A 21,959-nucleotide genomic window follows, 5' to 3' on the forward strand; every position below is an offset into this window, starting at 1 on the left:
CTGATGGAAATGGAAGCCACGCAAGCACCTTAAAATCACCATCATACACTAAATCAGTAAGTTGGCAGCATTACCCAGCGGGCAAATATCAATCTGGCATTTGTCGGAATTATTTATACCGCCCTTTTTGCTCTCTACGCCATGCTGTTCTGGCTGGCATTTTTCTAATCTATTTGAGACGCGCTCATGGAAAGTACGCCGAAAAAAGCACCTCGCAGTAAATTCCCTGCTCTGTTAGTGGTTGCGTTGGCGCTGGTTGCCCTTGTTTTCGTTATCTGGCGCGTAGACAGTGCGCCATCAACTAATGACGCTTACGCGTCAGCAGATACCATTGATGTGGTGCCGGAAGTCAGCGGTCGCATTGTAGAACTGGCGGTCACCGACAACCAGGCGGTGAAACAGGGCGATTTGCTGTTCCGCATCGACCCGCGCCCGTACGAAGCCAACCTGGCGAAAGCCGAAGCCTCCCTCGCGGCGCTGGATAAGCAAATTATGCTCACCCAGCGTAGCGTTGACGCCCAACAGTTTGGTGCCGACTCGGTTAATGCCACGGTAGAAAAAGCCCGTGCCGCCGCGAAACAGGCCACAGATACATTACGCCGCACCGAGCCATTACTGAAAGAGGGTTTTGTCTCAGCAGAAGACGTTGACCGTGCAAGAACGGCGCAGCGCGCCGCAGAAGCGGATCTTAATGCCGTATTGTTACAGGCGCAGTCAGCCGCCAGCGCCGTCAGCGGCGTCGATGCGCTGGTGGCGCAACGTGCGGCGGTCGAAGCGGATATTGCCCTGACCAAACTACATCTGGAAATGACGACCGTTCGCGCGCCATTTGATGGCCGGATCATTTCCCTCAAAACCTCCGTCGGGCAATTTGCTTCTGCCATGCGCCCTATTTTTACCCTCATCGACACTCGTCACTGGTACGTGATCGCCAACTTCCGCGAAACCGATCTGAAAAATATTCGCTCAGGTACACCCGCAACGATTCGCCTGATGAGTGACAGCGGCAAAACCTTCGAGGGTAAAGTGGATTCGATTGGCTACGGCGTGCTACCGGATGACGGCGGCCTGGTGCTGGGCGGCCTGCCAAAAGTGTCTCGTTCTATTAACTGGGTCCGCGTTGCCCAGCGTTTTCCGGTCAAAATCATGGTCGATAAACCTGACCCGGAAATGTTCCGCATCGGCGCTTCGGCAGTCGCTAATCTTGAGCCGCAATAATGAGCGCGCTCAACTCCCTGCCATTACCGGTGGTCAGGCTGCTGGCGTTCTTTCATGAAGAGTTAAGCGAGCGGCGACCCGGCCGCGTGCCGCAGATCGTGCAACTCTGGGTAGGCTGCCTGCTGGTGATTCTGATCTCGATGACTTTTGAGATCCCTTTTGTGGCGTTATCGCTGGCAGTGCTGTTTTACGGTATTCAGTCGAACGCGTTTTACACCAAATTTGTGGCGATCTTGTTTGTGGTTGCCACGGTGCTGGAGATCGGCAGCCTGTTTTTGATCTACAAATGGTCATACGGCGAACCGTTGATCCGATTGATCATCGCCGGGCCGATCCTGATGGGCTGCATGTTTTTGATGCGCACCCATCGGCTGGGACTGGTCTTTTTCGCTGTCGCCATTTACGGGCAAACCTTCCCCGCCATGCTCGACTATCCGGAAGTAGTCGTGCGCTTAACGCTGTGGTGTATCGTTGTTGGCCTCTATCCAACCTTGCTGATGACGTTAATCGGCGTGCTGTGGTTTCCCAATCGTGCCATTACGCAAATGCATCAAGCGCTTAATGATCGGCTTGATGATGCCATTAGCCACCTGACGGACAGCCTCGCACCGCTACCCGAAACGCGGATTGAAAGAGAGGCGCTGGCGCTGCAAAAACTGAATGTCTTTTGTCTCGCGGACGATGCCAACTGGCGAACTCAAAGCGCATGGTGGCAAAGCTGCGTGGCAACGGTAACCTACATTTACTCGACGCTGAATCGCTACGATCCCACCTCTTTTGCTGATTCTCAGGCAATTATTGAATTTCGGCAAAAATTAGCCTCAGAAATCAACAAGCTGCAGCATGCCGTTGCTGAAGGTCAGTGCTGGCAAAGCGACTGGCGGCTCAGTGAAAGTGAAGCGGTGGCGGCACGGGAATGTAACCTGGAGAATATCTGCCAGACGTTGTTACAACTGGGCCAGATGAACCCGAATACGCCGCCAACGCCCGCCGCCAAACCGCCATCAATGGTCGCCGATGCTTTTACCAATCCAGACTATATACGCTACGCGGTAAAAACATTGCTCGCCTGTTTGATCTGTTACACCTTTTACAGCGGCGTGGACTGGGAAGGCATTCACACCTGTATGCTGACCTGCGTGATCGTCGCTAATCCAAATGTCGGTTCGTCGTACCAGAAGATGGTGCTGCGTTTTGGCGGGGCCTTTTGCGGCGCGATTCTGGCGCTGTTATTCACGCTACTGGTCATGCCCTGGCTGGACAATATTGTCGAATTGCTGTTTGTGCTGGCACCGATTTTCCTGTTGGGCGCATGGATTGCCACCAGCTCTGAACGCTCTTCTTATATCGGCACACAGATGGTGGTCACCTTCGCGCTCGCCACGCTCGAAAACGTTTTTGGCCCAGTGTACGACCTGGTGGAAATTCGCGATCGCGCCCTGGGTATCATCATTGGTACCGTGGTGTCCGCGATGATTTACACCTTTGTCTGGCCTGAAAGTGAAGCGCGCACGCTGCCGCAAAAACTGGCTGGCGCGCTGGGTATGTTAAGTAAAGTAATGCGGATCCCACGCCAGCAGGAAGTCACGGCTCTGCGCACTTATCTGCAAATTCGTATCGGTCTGCATGCGGCGTTTAATGCCTGTGAAGAGATGTGCCAACGCGTGGCGCTGGAGCGTCAACTGGACAGCGAAGAACGCGCCTTACTGATTGAACGTTCGCAAACGGTTATTCGTCAGGGCCGCGATATCCTTCACGCCTGGGATGCCACCTGGAATTCGGCGCAGGCGCTGGATAACGCACTACAGCCGGACAGAGCAGGTCAGTTTGCCGACGCCCTGGAGAAATACGCTGCCGGTCTGGCAACCGCACTCAGCCGTTCTCCTCAAATAACGCTTGAAGAGACACCCACCTCGCAGGCCATCCTGCCCACCTTATTAAAACAGGAGCAACACGTCTGCCAGCTTTTCGCCCGCTTGCCAGACTGGACAGCCCCGGCATTAACGCCCGCCACGGAACAGGCACAAGGAGCCACGCAATGATCAATCGTCAACTTTCACGTCTGCTGTTGTGCAGCATTCTCGGCAGCACGACGCTGATTTCCGGCTGTGCCCTGGTACGTAAGGATTCTGCGCCTCATCAACAGCTCAAACCGGAACAAATCAAACTGGCCGATGATATTCATCTTGCCAGCTCCGGCTGGCCGCAGGCGCAGTGGTGGAAACAACTCAATGACCCGCAGTTGGATGCCCTGATCCAACGGACGCTAAGTGGTTCACACACCCTCGCCGAAGCGAAACTGCGGGAAGAAAAAGCGCAATCGCAGGCCGATTTGTTAGATGCCGGTTCACAGTTGCAGGTGGCAGCGTTAGGGATGCTTAACCGCCAACGTGTCTCGGCGAACGGCTTTTTAAGCCCTTATGCGATGGATGCGCCCGCACTGGGGATGGACGGGCCGTACTATACGGAAGCCACAGTAGGTTTGTTTGCCGGACTGGATCTTGATTTGTGGGGTGTGCATCGCTCAGCGGTTGCCGCCGCCATTGGCGCGCATAATGCCGCGCTGGCAGAAACCGCAGCAGTAGAGCTATCGCTGACCACGGGCGTAGCGCAGCTTTATTACAGTATGCAGGCCAGCTATCAGATGCTCGATCTGTTAGAACAAACTCGCGATGTGATTGATTACGCGGTGAAAGCGCACCAAAGTAAAGTGGCGCACGGTCTGGAAGCACAAGTGCCTTTCCACGGCGCGCGGGCACAGATTCTGGCGGTCGATAAACAAATTGCTGCCGTCAAAGGGCAAATCACCGAAACGAGAGAATCTCTGCGCGCATTGATTGGCGCGGGAGCCAGCGATATGCCGGAGATCAAACCTGTGGCATTACCACGAGTCCAGACCGGCATTCCGGCGACACTCTCTTATGAGTTGCTCGCCAGACGCCCGGATCTGCAAGCCATGCGCTGGTATGTTCAGGCGTCATTAGATCAGGTGGATTCCGCGCGGGCGTTGTTCTATCCGAGCTTTGATATCAAAGCGTTTTTCGGCCTTGATGCCATCCACCTGGATACCTTATTCAAAAAAACCAGTCGCCAGTTCAACTTCATCCCGGGTCTGAAATTGCCGCTGTTTGACGGTGGACGGTTGAATGCCAATCTCGAAGGCACGCGCGCCGCCAGCAACATGATGATTGAACGTTACAACCAGTCAGTACTGAACGCGGTGCGTGACGTTGCCGTCAACGGCACGCGTCTGCAAACGCTCAACGACGAGCGAGAAATGCAGGCTGAACACGTGGAAGCAACGCGCTTCACCCAGCGCGCTGCCGAGGCCGCCTATCAGCGCGGCTTAACCAGCCGCTTACAGGCCACTGAAGCCCGGTTGCCAGTACTTGCCGAAGAGATGTCATTACTGATGCTGGACAGCCGCCGGGTGATCCAAAGCATTCAGTTGATGAAATCGCTGGGCGGCGGGTATCAGGCGGCTCCCGTCGTCGAGAAAAAATAAAATGTCTGCCGCGTGATGGCTGTCACGCGGTATTTCGTTTCGTCACGTCAAAACTGACGACAGCCTGTTTTTCGTCAGAGTTTTGAATAAATAGTGCCCGTAATATCAGGGAATGACCCCAAATAAAATGTGGCATAAAAGATGCATACTGTAGTCGAGAGCGCGTATGCGTGATTTGATTAACTGGAGCGAGACCGATGAAAAAAGTCGTCACGGTTTGCCCCTATTGCGCATCAGGTTGCAAAATCAACCTGGTCGTCGATAACGGCAAAATCGTCCGGGCGGAGGCAGCGCAGGGGAAAACCAACCAGGGTACCCTGTGTCTGAAGGGTTATTATGGCTGGGATTTCATTAACGATACCCAGATCCTGACCCCGCGCCTGAAAACCCCCATGATCCGTCGCCAGCGTGGCGGCAAACTCGAACCTGTTTCCTGAGATGAGGCACTGAATTACGTTGCCGAGCGCCTGAGCGCCATCAAAGAGAAGTACGGTCCGGATGCCATCCAGACGACCGGCTCCTCGCGTGGTACGGGTAACGAAACCAACTATGTAATGCAAAAATTTGCGCGCGCCGTTATTGGTACCAATAACGTTGACTGCTGCGCTCGTGTCTGACACGGCCCATCGGTTGCAGGTCTGCACCAATCGGTCGGTAATGGCGCAATGAGCAATGCTATTAACGAAATTGATAATACCGATTTAGTGTTCGTTTTCGGGTACAACCCGGCGGATTCCCACCCAATCGTGGCGAATCACGTAATTAACGCTAAACGTAACGGGGCGAAAATTATCGTCTGCGATCCGCGCAAAATTGAAACCGCGCGCATTGCTGACATGCACATTGCACTGAAAAACGGCTCGAACATCGCGCTGTTGAATGCGATGGGCCATGTCATTATTGAAGAAAATCTGTACGACAAAGCGTTCGTCGCTTCCCGTACAGAAGGCTTTGAAGAGTATCGTAAAATCGTTGAAGGCTACACGCCGGAGTCGGTTGAAGATATCACCGGTGTCAGCGCCAGTGAGATTCGTCAGGCGGCACGGATGTATGCCCAGGCGAAAAGCGCCGCCATCCTGTGGGGCATGGGTGTAACCCAGTTCTACCAGGGCGTGGAAACCGTGCGTTCTCTGACCAGCCTCGCGATGCTGACCAGTAACCTCGGTAAGCCGCATGCGGGTGTAAACCCGGTTCGTGGTCAGAACAACGTGCAGGGTGCCTGCGATATGGGCGCGCTGCCGGATACGTATCCGGGATACCAGTACGTGAAAGATCCGGCTAACCGCGAAAAATTCGCCAAAGCCTGGGGCGTGGAAAGCCTGCCTGCTCATACCGGCTATCGCATCAGCGAGCTGCCGCACCGCGCAGCGCATGGCGAAGTGCGTGCCGCGTACATTATGGGCGAAGATCCGCTGCAAACTGATGCGGAGCTGTCGGCAGTACGTAAAGCCTTTGAAGATCTGGAACTGGTCATCGTTCAGGACATCTTTATAACCAAAACCGCGTCGGCGGCGGATGTCATTTTGCCGTCAACGTCGTGGGGCGAGCATGAAGGCGTGTTTACTGCGGCTGACCGTGGCTTCCAGCGTTTCTTCAAAGCAGTTGAACCGAAATGGGATCTGAAAACGGACTGGCAAATCATCAGTGAAATCGCCACCCGTATGGGTTATCCGATGCACTACAACAACACCCAGGAGATCTGGGATGAGTTGCGTCATCTGTGCCCGGATTTCTACGGTGCGACTTACGAGAAAATGGGCGAACTGGGCTTCATTCAGTGGCCTTGCCGCGATACTTCAGATGCCGATCAGGGGACTTCTTATCTGTTTAAAGAGAAGTTTGATACCCCGAACGGTCTGGCGCAGTTCTTCACCTGCGACTGGGTAGCGCCAATCGACAAACTCACCGACGAGTACCCGATGGTACTGTCAACGGTGCGTGAAGTTGGTCACTACTCTTGCCGTTCGATGACCGGTAACTGTGCGGCACTGGCGGCGCTGGCTGATGAACCTGGCTACGCACAAATCAATACCGAAGACGCCAAACGTCTGGGTATTGAAGATGAGGCATTGGTTTGAGTGCACTCGCGTAAAGGCAAAATTATCACCCGTGCGCAGGTCAGCGATCGTCCGAACAAAGGGGCGATTTACATGACCTACCAGTGGTGGATTGGTGCCTGTAACGAGCTGGTTACCGAAAGCTTAAGCCCGATTACGAAAACGCCGGAATACAAATACTGCGCCGTGCGCGTCGAGCCGATCTCCGATCAGCGCGCCGCCGAGCAGTACGTGATTGACGAGTACAACAAGTTGAAAACTCGCCTGCGCGAAGCGGCACTGGCGTAATACAGTCCTTTCTACAGCCTCCTTTCGGAGGCTGTTTTTTTATCCATTCGAACTCTTTATACTGGTTACTCCCTACCCAATCGTATTATCAAAATGAAAAAAATTATCGCATTGATGTTGTTTTTGACATTCTTTGCCCACGCGAACGACTCCGAGCCTGGCAGCCAGTATTTAAAGGCAGCAGAGGCCGGGGACCGACGTGCACAATATTTTCTTGCCGACAGCTGGTTTAGCTCCGGCGATTTGAGCAAAGCCGAATATTGGGCACAGAAAGCCGCCGACAGCGGTGATGCTGATGCCTGCGCGCTGTTGGCGCAGATCAAAATCACCAATCCGGTCAGTCTGGACTATCCACAAGCAAAAGTTCTTGCAGAGAAAGCGGCGCAAGCGGGCAGTAAAGAAGGTGAAGTAACGCTGGCGCATATTCTGGTAAATACTCAAGCGGGTAAACCGGATTATCCAAAGGCGATTTCGCTGTTAGAAAACGCCTCGGAAGATCTGGAGAATGACTCCGCCGTCGATGCCCAAATGCTGCTTGGTTTGATTTACGCCAACGGCGTGGGCATTAAGGCCGACGATGACAAGGCAACCTGGTATTTCAAACGCAGCTCTGCAATTTCCCGAACCGGTTATTCCGAGTACTGGGCGGGAATGATGTTCTTAAACGGTGAGGAAGGTTTTATCGAGAAGAACAAACAAAAGGCGCTGCACTGGTTGAACCTGAGCTGTATGGAAGGGTTTGATACCGGGTGTGAAGAGTTTGAAAAATTAACCAACGGTTAAGGTAGGCCTGATAAGACGCGGCAAGCGTCGCATCAGGCATCCACACATTGCCGGGGGATATCCCCGGCAATCTTCAATTATTGATCCGCAGTTTTATCAAATTTGCCCAGCACTTCACGCTCATAAGCCAGCGCCTTTTTGCGGTCAAATTTGTGTTCCCACTTGGCAATCACCAGCACCGCCAGCGCATTACCCACCACGTTCAGCGCAGTACGCGCCATGTCGAGGATACGGTCAACACCAGCAATAAACGCCAGACCTTCCAGCGGAATACCTACGCTACCCAGCGTTGCCAGCAACACCACAAACGACACGCCAGCCACGCCAGCAATCCCTTTCGAGGTCACCATCAGCGTCAGCACCAGAATGATTTCCTGCCAGATGGACAGGTCAATGCCATACAGCTGAGCGATGAAAATAGCGGCAATACTTTGATACAGCGTCGAACCATCAAGGTTAAAAGAGTAACCGGTCGGCACCACGAAGCTGGTGATCGACGCCGGTGCTCCGTAGGCTTCCATCTTCTCAATAATTCGCGGCAGTACGCTTTCAGAGCTGGCAGTGGAGTACGCCAGAATCAGCTCATCTTTCAGAATACGAATCAGGATCCAGACGCTTAACCCGCACAGACGTGCCACAATTCCCAGCACTACCAGCGCGAAGAACAGAATGGCGAAATGCACCAGCAGCACCAGTTTCGCCAGTGGCCACAGAGACGAGAAACCAAAGTTAGCCACCGTCACCGCAATCAGCGCAAACACACCCACCGGTGCATAACGCATCACCATGTGAGTCACTTTAAACATGGTTTCAGAGATGGAGCGGAACACGGTCACCAGCGGTTCACGATGCGTCGCGGGCAGGGAAGAAAGCCCCAGACCAAACAGCACCGAGAAAAAGATGATCGGCAGCATTTCGCCTTTCGCCATCGACGCCACAATGTTCGTCGGCACCAGCGACAAAATCGTGCCCATAATGCCGTGGGAACTGCTTTGTACCGCTTCCGTAGTGCTCTGATATTTCGAGATATCGACGGTCGCCAGCTGCGACATATCCACCCCGGCACCGGGCTGGAAGACGTTCGCCAGAGTGATCCCCAAAATGATGGCGACGGTGGTGATCACCTCGAAGTAAATAATGGTTTTCGCGCCAATACGCCCGAGCTGTTTGGCATCACCAACACCCGCGATACCCACCACCAGCGTGGAGATCACAATCGGCACAACAATCATTTTGATCAGATGGATGAAGATATCACCCGCCGGAGAGAGCAAATTGACGACCAGCCAGTCGCGGCTGTCGCTATGGTAGTGCAGGTAGCTTCCCAGGAGAATGCCCAGCACCATAGCAAACAGAATCTGCCAGGCCAGGCTGAATTTTATATTTTTCATCAGAATAACTTCCTCAATGGAGCGCCGTTCCCCGTTCAGAAACGCGAGAACGTGACATACTGCCAGGGCATGAATTGTGTTGCGTTGGTTTGTAGATTTTTTTAACGCTTATGATCAGTATCATTTGCGCGGTATGTTGCGCAACCCTTTAACAACAGAGCTTTTCGCTGCATTAATGCATAATAACGCGAGTTTATGGCAGGATTAATGAATAACCATTTGTTATGGAAAGATTTTTATTTGTTTAATCTGCAATAATACTGATTGGTGATTATTTTTGGCATATGTTCATTCGATTATTTTTTATGCAGCTCAATGACATAATCTTCATCACCAGATGATTAATCCGATCTCCGCTGCAACAGTTTTGCCATATTAATCGACTCGACCAGCTGTGTCCGGTTGATCCGGGGTGAGTTGAGATCCATCACTTTTTGCCATAGTTCGATGGCTTGCGCGTAATTCGCCTGCATAAACGCATCGGAAGCCAGCAGCATCAGAGCGGTGATTTCGTTAGAGTCCAGCGCGAGGGCTTTGTCGATCATTGCGCGAGTCTGGGCGGTCATATGCTGGCTGGCCTGGTAATAAAGCACCGTCGCCAGCGCCGCATACAGTTCAGCGTTCTCACCACGTAGTTGCAACGCCTGACGATACGCCAGCAGCGAATTGCTGTAATCGTTTTGCCACAGATAGTACTCGCCCAGTAACGCCCATTGTTCGCTGTTTTGTGGATTAGCGCGGATTTTATCCTGCAATGCCTGAAGCTGCGCTTCCGGGGTTTGCTGGCTGGCAAACTGATGTAGCGGATCGCGCTGACGCTGATACTCCGCACGTACCGCCTGCCATTTTGGGCTTAACAGATAACTGCCGACACAGAGGAATACCATCAATATCGTGAGTGTTGTCAGCATTTTCACCGGTATTTGAGGCTGTTTCATCGCTTAGCCCTCACTCGCCAGAGGATCAGTGCCATCAGCAATAACAACACCACTGGCAGCGCCCACAACACCAGCGTCTGACCCGTTAACGGTGGGTTATAGCGAACAAAATCTCCGTAGCGTTCGGTCATCCAGCCAATGATTTCGACTTCGTTCTTCCCCTCCGACACCATGCTATAAACCTGATGGCGCATACTGACCGCCACCGGCGCATTGGATTCGAGTAAGTTTTGATTCTGGCACTGCGGACAACGTAACTGGCTGGCAATATTTAACGCCTGTTGCTGTTGTTGCGGATTGGCGAATTGCCAGGTGTCTACAACCTGAGCGCGCGCAAAACAGGTAAATAACAGCAGTAGCGTGAGAAGCCCTTTATTCATCGCGCTTCTTCCCCCGCCATCCGCTTAACAATGCGCCCGCAATCATCAACAATCCTCCCCCCCAGATCCAGCGCACACCGCTTTGTACATACAAACGAAAAGCGTAACGATCCGCTCTGGTTTTTTCACCCATGACCGCATACCAGTCATGGATGCCGTTCCAGCGAATTGACGGTTCCATCATTTGCTGACGGCGTGCTTCATAAAAACGCCGCTCCGGCGTTAATTCACCAATGCGTTGCTGATGGTCAAACAGCGCCACTATCGCTTTTTCGCTGGTGTAATTGCCTCTGGCTTGCAGATCGAGTCGCTCAAAACGGAAGGTGTATCCTGCCAGCGTCACCTGCTGACCCGGCTGTAAATTCAGGCTGATCTCCTGACGACTGACACTGGAAACCACGATCCCCGCGGCAAATAACAGCACGCCAGCATGAGCTACCAGCGCCGGAAGCTGCACGCGTTTGCCAGAGACAAACGTCGCCAGCACAATCACCACCAGCATCAACAGACCAAACGGTAACGTCGCGCGGTTAAAATACGGCGCGCCAACGGAGAGGCGTCCCCAGCCCAGCAGGCCGTAAATCATCGGATAAAGCGTTCCCACCAGCACGATCAGTAGCACTGCGCAAAACAGCAACAGCGTAGCGAGGATTAACATTTCCCGCGATAACCCCGAAAAACGCACCGCCGGGCCACCGTCCCGCGCTCGCCAGCCATACAGAGCCAAAGACGCAAGGCTAATCAGTGCAAACAGGCTGAACAACGGCACGGCGCGGACGTTATCCAGTGCGAACGCATGAACCGAAACCAGAATGCCAGAACGGACAATTAAGGTGCCCAGCAGCGACAGCATCAGAGTAACTATCGCCAGCAACAGCGACCAGTGGCGGAAAATCCCCCGCTGGCGTGTCAGGGACAAACTGTGCAGCAGCGCAGTGGCAGAAAGCCAGGGTAATAAAGAGGCGTTTTCCACCGGATCCCAGAACCACCAGCCGCCCCAGCCGAGTTCGCAGTAGGCCCACCAGGAACCGAGGATGATCCCCGCCGTTAATGCACTCCAGCCAGGTAACGCCCAGCGCCAGCAAATTCGGGCGCTGGCCGCATCAAACTCGCCGCGCAGTAGACTCGCCAGCGCCACGCTCGCCGCTACCATCAAACCGCCATAGCCAAGGTAAAGCAGCGGTGGATGAAAGATAAGACCGGGATGTTGCAGCATCGGATTGAGATCGCGGCCTTCGATTGCTGGTGGAAATATCCGCACGAAGGGATCGGACCACAGCACCACAAACAGTAGCAGTGCGGCGAGCATGAGAGATAAAACGGCTAGCGTCAGCGGAAATAGCGGATCGCTTTGCTGCCGATAATGCCAGGCAAACAGCGCGCTCCAGGCGGAAAGCAGCAGCACCCAAAGCAGCAGCGAACCTTCATGACCGCCCCACACCGCCGCCAGTTTGAGTTCCCACGACAGCAGGCTGTAGCTATGTTGGGCGACATAAATGACCGAGAAATCGCTGATGAGAAAACAATACGTCAGTACGCCAAAGGCGAGCAGCAGGAGCGCGAACTGCGCCAGAATGCCGATGCAAGTGAGTCGCATCATGGCAGGCCAGCGCAACCGCACTCCCGCAAAGGCCGTCAACGGGGTCAACACGTTGACCCCGAGACTTAACAACAACGCCAGAAAACCGACTTCAGGAAGGAATACGTCCAGAAACCACCTCTTTTCTGGCTTACGCCACCGTCAACTGTCCGGCGTAGAGAATGAAAAAGCGCAGCATCAACACGCCGACCAGACTGGCCCCACACGCCGCCAGCACGGCAGGAATGCCGGAACTGCGATTGACCCACGGTTTGAGCAACATTGGCACAATCAGCCCCAGCCCGGCGACACCAAGCCAGAACCACCACGTCCAGAAACCGCCACCTAATGCCGCCACCAGCGCACGAACTTTACCGTCATCGCCCAGCGCCAGACCGACAAAAAACGCCACCAGCAGGAAGATTTCACCCCATACCACGGGGATTTCCATCCGGTGAACAAAGTGCGCTTCCGTGGAATGCGGGTTACTGCGTTGGCGTATCGCCATGGCGATCAGCGCCACCGCCGCACCGGACGAGATGCCGGAGAAGAGGAGCAGCACCGGCAGGCTCGGGTTATTGAGGAACGGATACGATTTCAGCGCCGACAGCAGAAAGCCGGTATAAGCCCCCAGCAGCACCGCCAACACCAGCATCAGCGTTTCCAGTCCGCGATGAACGGGCGTCAGCAGGCTCAGAACCTTTTGCACGATCCCCAGCTTCGGCAACCAGCGTTGTTGCAGGGCAAGCAAATCATGTTCAAAGATTTTCGCCAGCCACAGCACCAGCACCACCATGTAGAGCTGAAACAGCATCACCCCCATCGACATCACCGAGGTAAAACTGTAGTGGAACATCAGCTTCCAGAAGGTCCACGGTCTTGTCAGGTGGAAGACGAGGATCAACAGACCGAGGATCACCGCGCCCGGCCCGACAATCAGCGTGGTGCGCAGCAACGTACTGTCTGCACCGCCCGCCTGCGGGTAGAAGCGACGTAACAGCACGGCCAGCGTCACCAGACCGGCAGAAATACCAATCAAAAACAGGTAGATGGCAATCGGCCAGTCCCACACCAGCGATTCAAAATGAAATGCGGAAGTCTGCGTCATTGGCTCACCTCCCCGTATTTAAACGGTACGCGGTACAGCTTCGGTTTGGTTCCCAGCGCCAGCTTGTAGCGGTAAGTAGGCTTCTGGCGCAGCAGTTGCGAAATCTCACTGTTAGGATCGTCCAGATTGCCAAACGTCAGCGCCTTCGTCGGGCAAGCTTCAACGCACGCGGGAAGCTTACCGGCCTGCAAATTGGTCTTACGACAGAAATCGCATTTGTCCGCCGTCTTCGTGACCGGATGGATAAAGCGCACGCGGTACGGACAGGCGGCGATGCAGTACTGACAACCGACGCAGAGATCAGGATTAACATCGACAATCCCGCTAGCGGCATCACGAAAAGACGCACCGGTCGGGCAGACGTCAACGCACGGCGCATGATCGCAGTGCTGGCAAGACTTACGGAAGAAGCGATATTTCACATCAGGAAATTCGCCCTGCGGCTCGCTACGAATAATCGTCAGGCGCGAGACGCCTTCCGGCACCTTGTTCACTTCCCGACAAGCATCCATACAGGCGGTACAGCCGATGCATAACGACTCGTCATGCACCATGCCGTAACGCACCCCATTGATATTCAACGTTTTCGCCACCACGCGCCCTGCGGTGCCGCTGACGGCTGCCAGCACGCCGACGCCGGTGAGAAACTGGCGACGAGACCAGGTCATGGCTGCTCCTTAAGCAACGGAACAGACGCCGGGTTAAAGTTCGGATTGGTGCGCTGATCGCTGTGGCAATCGACGCAAATCTTAATCCGTCCTTTGTCACTTAACGTCTGCATCGTATCTTGCTGTGGATGCAGGGAATGGCAGCTGGCGCACGCCACTTTGGTTACGTGGACATCGTGCGGCCAGAACGCTTTTTGCAACTGTTCCGGCAGATGACAGGACATACAGACGCTGTTCTGCTCTCCGACCTTATACATCGGCTCGTTAAAGCGCATCACATCTTTCACCCCTTCGCGGTGTTGCGGTGATGCTTGGCCGTGACAGTTGGTGCAGGTGACCGGCAATTTGTTATTCGGGTTGATAACGGAAGCATGTTTGCCATGCATACCTTCGGTATCTGGTTTATGACAGTCCAGACAGGCGGCATCCGGGTTACGCTGCTGGGTAACTTCGTAGCGATCACCAGATGCCTGCACCGCAGGGGTAGCGGTAATTCCGTTCAGGCTCCACAACAGGCCCGACGCCAGCACCCCAGCAGTTAATAACGAACGTAATACGCTCATATTCACTCCATTGTGTTTTCCGCCCCTTGCGAGGCGGAACGGGGTTATTGGCTTAACAGACCGTTTTTACGTGCCTGCTCTTCCCACTGCGGGATCACCGTTTTGATGAAGTCCTGCTTCTCGGCCTTGATTTGTTCCATGTTCAGGCCAATGGCCTGCTGGGCTTTCTCTTTGGTCGAGATATCCGGGATCTGGATTTCATGGGTGATACCTTTGGTCGCCAGCAGGCGCGCCAGTTTGGTGCGCGCATCCGCCGCTTTATCCATCGCCGTACCGAGCATCCGTAGACCTTCTTCCGGTGCGTGCATATGAATACCGTGGGAAGCAATCGCCAGATCCCAACGCCACTGGGCATGACGGATATCGTCCTGAATCGGCTTCATTTCGGCTTCCGTCGCGCCTGCATCCAGCGCCGCTTTCGCTTCGAAGTGAGCGTGAACCAGTTGATCTTCAACCTTGATTTTCAGGTCGTTAATCGATTGCTTACGTTCCGCGACCACTTTTTGCAAGGCAGCTTTATCCTGGGTATGGCAGTTCGCACAAGTCTGGGCGAAGTTATCAAACGGATTACCAATTTTATGGTCGGTGTAGAGTTTGCCTTCGGCGTTCTGCACTTTTGGCATATGGCAGTCGATACAGGTCACGTTGTTTTTACCGTGAATGCCCGCTGTCCAGGTTTCATATTCCGGGTGCTGCGCTTTCAGCATTGGCGTTTTCGACAGGGAGTTAGTCCAGTCAGAGAAGGCAATTTTGTCGTAATACTGCTCCATATTTTCGACTTTCATGCCGTCATCCCACGGGAATTTAACCGCTTTGTTTTTGCCGTCGAAGTAATACTCCACATGGCACTGACCGCAAACCATCGATTGCTGGTCGAAACGTCCGGCTTTCTCAAAAGGTTTACCAATGGCTTCCATCGCGCGAGCCGCATACGGACGGGAAAGGGTTAACTCCGGTTTGCCTTTGGCGAACTCTGGTGAGGCGGTGTTATGGCAGTCGGCACAACCTAAGTTGTTGACGATTTCCGGGCCGCCGCGCGCCCATTTACCGTGGAAGTAGCCATCTTCGCCGTCTTTCTGGATCAGACGCGCCACATCCGGGCTTTTACAACTCCAGCACGCCATCGGTAGCGGACCATCTTCAGCGTTTTTCGGCGCACCGGTACGCAGGGTTTCACGCACATCGGTCACAGCAAAGGCATGTCCACGAGGCTTGTTGTAATCGCGCGAGAAGGGATACCCCGCCCACAGGATCACCAGCCGTGGATCTTCCGCCAGGGCGTCAACACGCTCTGACTGTTCCGAGGTGGCTTTCCAGGAGAGATATTGATCGTGATGCTGCGGGGCAAAGGTTTCATTCTTCGCTTCCACAGTTACAGGTTTTGCGGGAGCTGCCGTTTGTTCAGCGTGAACAGAAGTGAAAAAGAAAAAAGGAATCAATAAGCTGAAGATACGGCGTGCGTTTATTTTTATCCTTGTCATAGGGGCTTCATCCGAATTGCGCCATTGTTGCAATGGCGGTTTTTATTGTTTTTCACGACAGTAACCGCACCTACACTGTCATGACATTGCTCACCCCTATGTGTAACAAATAACCACACTGTGAATGTTGTCTTTAATCAATTGTAAGTGCATGTGAAATACCACTTTAGAGTTAGTCAGTATCTTCCTCTTTTTCAACAGCATGCATAACTGCATGTTCCTCAAAGAATTAATCAACTTTTGTTGGTGACCTTCAAAAATTACCCTGCCGTTTATTTGCACCATTCTACTTTTGCGTGATCTGTCGCCCAAATACTAAACAAAACTGCCAATACCCCTACATTTAACGCTTATGCCACATATTATTAACATCCTACAAGGAGAACAAAAGCATGAGCCAAATTCACAAACACACCATTCCTGCCAACATCGCAGACCGTTGCCTGATAAACCCTCAGCAGTACGAGGCGATGTATCAACAATCTATTAACGTACCTGATACCTTCTGGGGCGAACAGGGAAAAATTCTCGACTGGATCAAACCGTACCAGAAGGTGAAAAATACCTCCTTTGCCCCCGGTAATGTGTCCATTAAATGGTACGAGGACGGCACGCTGAATCTGGCGGCAAACTGCCTTGACCGCCATCTGCAAGAAAACGGCGATCGCACCGCCATCATCTGGGAAGGCGACGACGCCAGCCAGAGCAAACATATCAGCTATAAAGAGCTGCACCGCGACGTCTGCCGCTTCGCCAATACCCTGCTCGAGCTGGGCATTAAAAAAGGTGATGTGGTGGCGATTTATATGCCGATGGTGCCGGAAGCCGCGGTTGCGATGCTGGCCTGCGCCCGCATTGGCGCGATGCATTCGGTGATTTTCGGCGGCTTCTCGCCGGAAGCCGTTGCCGGGCGCATTATTGATTCCAACTCACGACTGGTGATCACTTCCGACGAAGGCGTGCGCGCCGGGCGTAGTATTCCGCTGAAGAAAAACGTTGATGACGCACTAAAAAACCCGAACGTCACCAGCGTAGAGCATGTGGTGGTACTGAAGCGTACTGGCGGAAACATCGACTGGCAGGAAGGGCGCGACCTGTGGTGGCACGACCTGGTTGAGCAAGCCAGCGATCAGCACGAGGCGGAAGAGATGAACGCCGAAGATCCGCTGTTTATTCTCTATACCTCCGGTTCTACCGGAAAACCAAAAGGCGTACTGCACACTACCGGCGGTTATCTGGTGTACGCGGCGCTGACCTTTAAATATGTCTTTGATTATCATCCGGGTGATATCTACTGGTGCACCGCCGATGTGGGCTGGGTTACCGGACACAGTTATTTGCTGTACGGCCCGCTGGCCTGCGGCGCAACCACGCTGATGTTTGAAGGCGTACCGAACTGGCCGACGCCTGCCCGTATGGCGCAGGTGGTGGACAAGCATCAGGTCAATATTCTCTATACCGCACCCACGGCGATCCGCGCGCTGATGGCGGAAGGCGATAAAGCGATTGAAGGCACCGACCGTTCGTCGCTACGCATTCTCGGTTCCGTGGGCGAGCCAATTAACCCGGAAGCGTGGGAGTGGTACTGGAAAAAAATCGGCAACGAGAAATGTCCGGTGGTCGATACCTGGTGGCAGACCGAAACCGGCGGTTTCATGATCACCCCGCTGCCTGGCGCTACCGAGCTGAAAGCCGGTTCGGCAACACGTCCGTTCTTCGGCGTGCAACCGGCGCTGGTCGATAACGAAGGTAACCCGCTGGAAGGGGCTACCGAAGGTAGCCTGGTGATCACCGACTCCTGGCCTGGTCAGGCGCGTACGCTGTTTGGCGATCACGAACGTTTTGAGCAGACCTATTTTTCCACCTTCAAAAATATGTATTTCAGCGGCGACGGCGCGCGTCGCGATGAAGATGGCTATTACTGGATCACCGGGCGTGTGGACGACGTGCTGAACGTCTCCGGTCACCGTCTGGGGACGGCAGAGATAGAGTCGGCGCTGGTGGCGCATCCGAAGATTGCCGAAGCCGCCGTAGTAGGTATTCCGCACAATATTAAAGGTCAGGCGATCTACGCCTATGTCACGCTTAATCACGGGGAGGAACCGTCACCAGAACTGTACGCAGAAGTCCGCAACTGGGTGCGTAAAGAGATTGGCCCGCTGGCGACGCCAGACGTGCTGCACTGGACCGACTCCCTGCCTAAAACCCGCTCCGGCAAAATTATGCGCCGTATTCTGCGCAAAATTGCGGCGGGCGATACCAGCAACCTGGGCGATACCTCGACGCTTGCCGATCCTGGCGTGGTCGAGAAGCTGCTTGAAGAGAAGCAGGCTATCGCGATGCCATCGTAACCCACAATTGCCGGATGCGAATCGGTAACGGTTTGTAGGCCTGATAAGACGCGACAGCGTCGCATCAGGCATTGATTGCCGGATGCGGCGTAAACGCCTTATCCGGCCTACATTCGGCAAGGGTTACCCGAGCGTTAACCTTCTCCCATAAGGGAGCGGGAATTAAAACAATCCCTACATTACCTCTGGAGAATCTGTGATGAATGGTACGATTTATCAGCGGATAGAAGACAATGCGCATTTCAGGGAGTTAGTCGAAAAACGGCAACGGTTTGCCACCATCCTGTCGATTATTATGCTGGCAGTTTATATCGGCTTTATTTTACTGATCGCCTTCGCGCCCGGCTGGCTGGGCACGCCGCTGAATCCGAACACCAGCGTCACACGCGGTATTCCAATTGGTGTTGGAGTGATTGTGATCTCCTTTGTTCTCACCGGTATCTACATCTGGCGGGCGAACGGCGAATTCGACCGTCTTAATAATGAAGTCCTGCATGAGGTACAAGCATCATGAAAAGAGTTCTGACGGCGCTTGCCGCCACACTCCCTTTCGCAGCTAACGCCGCGGATGCTATTAGCGGGGCCGTAGAGCGCCAGCCAACGAACTGGCAGGCGATTATTATGTTCCTGATTTTCGTCGTGTTTACGCTCGGCATTACCTACTGGGCATCAAAACGCGTACGTTCTCGTAGCGACTACTACACCGCAGGCGGCAATATCACTGGCTTCCAGAACGGGCTGGCGATTGCCGGGGACTATATGTCCGCCGCCTCATTCTTGGGGATCTCCGCGCTGGTGTTTACCTCCGGCTATGACGGGCTGATCTACTCGTTGGGCTTCCTGGTGGGCTGGCCAATCATTCTGTTTCTGATTGCCGAACGTCTGCGTAACCTGGGACGCTACACCTCTGCCGATGTGGCCTCTTATCGTCTGAAACAAGGGCCGATTCGTATTCTTTCGGCCTGTGGTTCTCTGGTAGTGGTGGCGCTTTACCTTATCGCTCAGATGGTAGGCGCAGGTAAACTGATCGAGCTGCTGTTTGGCCTTAACTATCACATTGCGGTGGTGCTGGTCGGCGTGCTGATGATGATGTACGTCCTGTTCGGCGGCATGCTGGCGACCACCTGGGTACAAATTATCAAAGCTGTGCTGTTGCTGTTCGGTGCCAGCTTTATGGCCTTTATGGTGATGAAACACGTCGGCTTTAGCTTCAACAATCTGTTCAGCGAAGCGATGGCGGTACACCCGAAAGGTGTCGACATCATGAAACCGGGCGGACTGGTGAAAGATCCGATCTCCGCGCTCTCTCTGGGGCTGGGACTGATGTTTGGTACGGCGGGCTTGCCGCACATTCTGATGCGCTTCTTTACAGTCAGCGATGCCCGCGAAGCACGTAAGAGCGTGTTCTACGCCACCGGATTTATGGGCTACTTCTATATTCTGACCTTTATTATCGGCTTCGGCGCGATCATGCTTGTTGGTGCGAATCCGGAATATAAAGACGCGGCGGGCCATCTGATTGGTGGTAACAACATGGCGGCCGTTCACCTGGCGAATGCAGTGGGCGGCAACCTATTCCTCGGTTTTATTTCAGCGGTTGCTTTCGCCACTATCCTCGCGGTGGTTGCGGATCTGACGCTGGCGGGCGCATCGGCGGTTTCGCATGACTTGTACGCTAACGTCTTCAAAAAAGGCGCGACCGAACGTGAAGAGCTGCGGGTATCAAAAATCACCGTACTGATCCTCGGCGTGATTGCGATTATCCTCGGCGTGCTGTTTGAGAATCAGAACATCGCCTTTATGGTAGGCCTTGCGTTTGCCATCGCGGCGAGCTGTAACTTCCCGATCATTCTGCTTTCCATGTACTGGTCGAAACTGACTACCCGTGGCGCGATGCTGGGCGGCTGGCTGGGGCTGATTACCGCAGTGGTGCTGATGATCCTCGGCCCGACTATTTGGGTACAGATCCTCGGTCACGAAAAAGCCATCTTCCCGTATGAATACCCGGCGCTGTTCTCTATCAGCGTGGCATTCCTCGGCATCTGGTTCTTCTCGGCAACCGATAACTCAGCGGAAGGGGCGCGCGAGCGTGAACTGTTCCGCGCGCAGTTTATCCGCTCCCAGACCGGCTTTGGCGTTGAGCAAGGCCGCGCACATTAATCTCTCCCCTTCCCCGGTCGCCTGACCGGGGAATACGCTTCCTCTCCAACATGCATCACCTTTTCCCATAATATTAAACAAATAAACTCATTAAAAAATGAGCGATTTTTGACAGTCGTAGAAAATGATAATGCAGAGAATATGCCTTTTCTTTCTTGTTAATTATAAGGATATTTTATGCGCTATAATGGTTTAAATAATATGTTTTTCCCTCTTTGCCAGATTAACGATAACCACTCTATCACAAGTTCATCACATACAAAGAAAACAAAATCAGATAATTACAGCAAACATCATAAAAACACGTTAATTGACAATAAAGCCCTCTCTCTTTTCAAAATAGATGATCATGAAAAAGTGATAGGCTTGATTCAGAAAATGAAAAGAATTTATGATAGTTTACCATCAGGAAAAATCACGAAAGAAACGGACAGGAAAATACATAAATATTTTATAGATATAGCGTTATATGCAAATAATAAATGTGACGATAGAATTACGAGAAGAGTTTACCTTAGTAAAGAAAAGGATGTATCCATTAAGGTGGTATATTTTATAAATAATGTCGCCGTCCATAATAATACTATCGAAATTCCACAGATAGTAAATGGTGGTTACGATTTTTCACACCTTAGCCTGAAGGGTATCGTGATTAAAGATGAAGATTTATCCAATTCGAATTTTGCAGGTTGCAGACTACAAAACGCTATTTTCCAGGACTGTAATATGTATAAAACGAATTTTTATTACGCCATAATGGAAAAAATACTTTTTGATAATTGTATTCTCGATGACTCAAATTTCGCTCAGATAAAAATGGCCGACGGAACTCTAAATGCATGCTCCGCTATGCATGTTCAATTCTACAATGCAGCAATGAATAGAGCCAATATTAAAAATACCTTCCTTGACTATTCAAATTTTTATATGGCGTACATGGCTGAGGTAAATCTTTATAAAGTAATAGCGCCATATGTTAATTTATTTAAAGCCGACCTTAGTTTCTCTAAACTCGATTTAATTAACTTTGAACATGCTGATCTGTCTCGCGTCAATCTGAACAAAGCAATCCTCCAGAATATAAACTTAATTGATAGCAAACTCTTTTGTACGTGGCTGACAAATACATTCCTCGAAATGGTTATATGTACCGGCTCTAATATGGCTAATGTTAATTTTAATAATGCCAATTTAAGCAACTGCCATTTCAACTGTTCTATTTTAACAAAAGCCTGTATGTTTAATACCCGTCTCTATCGGGTTAATTTCGATGAGGCTAGCGTCCAGGGAATGGGCATTTCCATTCTCCGTGGGGAGGAAAATATCCCCATTGATAGTGATACCCTGGTAACACTACAGAAATTCTTTGAAGAAGATTGTACCTCTCATACTGGCATGTCACAAACTGAGGATAATATTAATGCAGTCGCTATGAAGATTACTGCAGATATTATGCAACACGCAGATTGAGGTTAAGTCGAAGAACAGC

At 52.7% G+C, this 21,959-nt stretch carries 16 protein-coding genes and 2 pseudogenes; 10 read left to right on the forward strand and 8 right to left on the reverse strand.

The genetic code is table 11. The features are described from left to right. Positions 1-69: 69 nt before the first annotated feature. From ABZJ92_RS12155 to yjcO, 6 genes and pseudogenes are all read left to right on the forward strand, one after another. A pseudogene (locus ABZJ92_RS12155) lies at positions 70-168 on the forward strand (YtcA family lipoprotein); the annotation flags it as partial. A gap of 18 nt (positions 169-186) precedes the next feature. Next, the gene (gene mdtN / locus ABZJ92_RS12160) at positions 187-1,218 is read left to right on the forward strand and encodes a multidrug efflux transporter periplasmic adaptor subunit MdtN (protein ID WP_000446384.1); all 1,032 of its coding nucleotides are present in this window, start codon (positions 187-189) and stop codon (positions 1,216-1,218) included. Then, entirely contained in the window at positions 1,218-3,260 is a 2,043-nt protein-coding gene (mdtO, locus tag ABZJ92_RS12165) for a multidrug efflux transporter permease subunit MdtO (RefSeq protein ID WP_001275151.1), read from the forward strand. Before mdtN ends, mdtO begins: the two co-directional genes overlap by 1 nt. Continuing rightward, positions 3,257-4,723 (forward strand): multidrug efflux transporter outer membrane subunit MdtP, encoded by a 1,467-nt coding sequence (gene mdtP / locus ABZJ92_RS12170; RefSeq protein WP_000610572.1) that lies wholly within the window; start codon positions 3,257-3,259, stop codon positions 4,721-4,723. The genes mdtO and mdtP overlap by 4 nt, the downstream gene beginning before the upstream one ends. Before the next feature lie 197 nt (positions 4,724-4,920). Then, a pseudogene (gene fdhF, locus ABZJ92_RS12175) lies at positions 4,921-7,068 on the forward strand (formate dehydrogenase subunit alpha). Between the two features lie 93 nt (positions 7,069-7,161). Next, entirely contained in the window at positions 7,162-7,851 is a 690-nt protein-coding gene (gene yjcO / locus ABZJ92_RS12180; RefSeq protein ID WP_000719886.1) for a Sel1 family TPR-like repeat protein YjcO, read from the forward strand. A gap of 77 nt (positions 7,852-7,928) precedes the next feature. On the opposite strand, the gene gltP is transcribed toward yjcO, so the two are convergent. From gltP to nrfA, 8 genes are all read right to left on the reverse strand, one after another. Further along, positions 7,929-9,242 (reverse strand): glutamate/aspartate:proton symporter GltP, encoded by a 1,314-nt coding sequence (gene gltP / locus ABZJ92_RS12185; protein WP_000789587.1) that lies wholly within the window; start codon positions 9,240-9,242, stop codon positions 7,929-7,931. Positions 9,243-9,583: 341 nt separating this feature from the next. Next, positions 9,584-10,180, reverse strand: coding sequence for a heme lyase NrfEFG subunit NrfG (gene nrfG, locus ABZJ92_RS12190; RefSeq protein WP_000812982.1), 597 nt, complete (start codon positions 10,178-10,180; stop codon positions 9,584-9,586). Next, positions 10,177-10,560 (reverse strand): heme lyase NrfEFG subunit NrfF, encoded by a 384-nt coding sequence (gene nrfF, locus ABZJ92_RS12195; RefSeq protein WP_001032549.1) that lies wholly within the window; start codon positions 10,558-10,560, stop codon positions 10,177-10,179. The genes nrfG and nrfF overlap by 4 nt, the downstream gene beginning before the upstream one ends. After that, complete coding sequence (locus ABZJ92_RS12200) at positions 10,553-12,271, reverse strand: heme lyase CcmF/NrfE family subunit (RefSeq protein WP_071818682.1); 1,719 nt, start codon at positions 12,269-12,271, stop codon at positions 10,553-10,555. Before ABZJ92_RS12200 ends, nrfF begins: the two co-directional genes overlap by 8 nt. A gap of 19 nt (positions 12,272-12,290) precedes the next feature. Continuing rightward, entirely contained in the window at positions 12,291-13,247 is a 957-nt protein-coding gene (gene nrfD, locus ABZJ92_RS12205; RefSeq protein ID WP_000195179.1) for a cytochrome c nitrite reductase subunit NrfD, read from the reverse strand. Next, positions 13,244-13,915 (reverse strand): cytochrome c nitrite reductase Fe-S protein, encoded by a 672-nt coding sequence (nrfC, locus tag ABZJ92_RS12210; protein WP_000220281.1) that lies wholly within the window; start codon positions 13,913-13,915, stop codon positions 13,244-13,246. The genes nrfD and nrfC overlap by 4 nt, the downstream gene beginning before the upstream one ends. Continuing rightward, positions 13,912-14,478 (reverse strand): cytochrome c nitrite reductase pentaheme subunit, encoded by a 567-nt coding sequence (gene nrfB, locus ABZJ92_RS12215; protein ID WP_005050574.1) that lies wholly within the window; start codon positions 14,476-14,478, stop codon positions 13,912-13,914. Before nrfB ends, nrfC begins: the two co-directional genes overlap by 4 nt. 44 nt (positions 14,479-14,522) lie before the next feature. Further along, the gene (gene nrfA, locus ABZJ92_RS12220; protein WP_011069594.1) at positions 14,523-15,959 is read right to left on the reverse strand and encodes an ammonia-forming nitrite reductase cytochrome c552 subunit; all 1,437 of its coding nucleotides are present in this window, start codon (positions 15,957-15,959) and stop codon (positions 14,523-14,525) included. A 392-nt stretch (positions 15,960-16,351) separates the two neighbouring features. Between nrfA and acs the strand changes: the two genes are divergently transcribed. The 4 genes from acs (at position 16,352) to ABZJ92_RS12240 (ending at position 21,940) form a co-directional block, all read left to right on the forward strand. After that, complete coding sequence (gene acs / locus ABZJ92_RS12225; RefSeq protein WP_353765439.1) at positions 16,352-18,310, forward strand: acetate--CoA ligase; 1,959 nt, start codon at positions 16,352-16,354, stop codon at positions 18,308-18,310. Between the two features lie 199 nt (positions 18,311-18,509). Beyond that, the gene (locus ABZJ92_RS12230; protein ID WP_001014565.1) at positions 18,510-18,824 is read left to right on the forward strand and encodes a DUF485 domain-containing protein; all 315 of its coding nucleotides are present in this window, start codon (positions 18,510-18,512) and stop codon (positions 18,822-18,824) included. Continuing rightward, the gene (gene actP / locus ABZJ92_RS12235) at positions 18,821-20,470 is read left to right on the forward strand and encodes a cation/acetate symporter ActP (RefSeq protein WP_000832580.1); all 1,650 of its coding nucleotides are present in this window, start codon (positions 18,821-18,823) and stop codon (positions 20,468-20,470) included. Before ABZJ92_RS12230 ends, actP begins: the two co-directional genes overlap by 4 nt. Positions 20,471-20,647: 177 nt before the next feature. Continuing rightward, positions 20,648-21,940: a pentapeptide repeat-containing protein gene (locus tag ABZJ92_RS12240; RefSeq protein ID WP_001270108.1), complete on the forward strand. Its 1,293-nt coding sequence runs from the start codon at positions 20,648-20,650 to the stop codon at positions 21,938-21,940. The last annotated feature ends 19 nt before the right edge of the window (positions 21,941-21,959 follow it).

It is taken from the genome of Shigella sp. FJ200513 (genome assembly GCF_040495915.1).
GTDB lineage: Bacteria > Pseudomonadota > Gammaproteobacteria > Enterobacterales > Enterobacteriaceae > ECMA0423.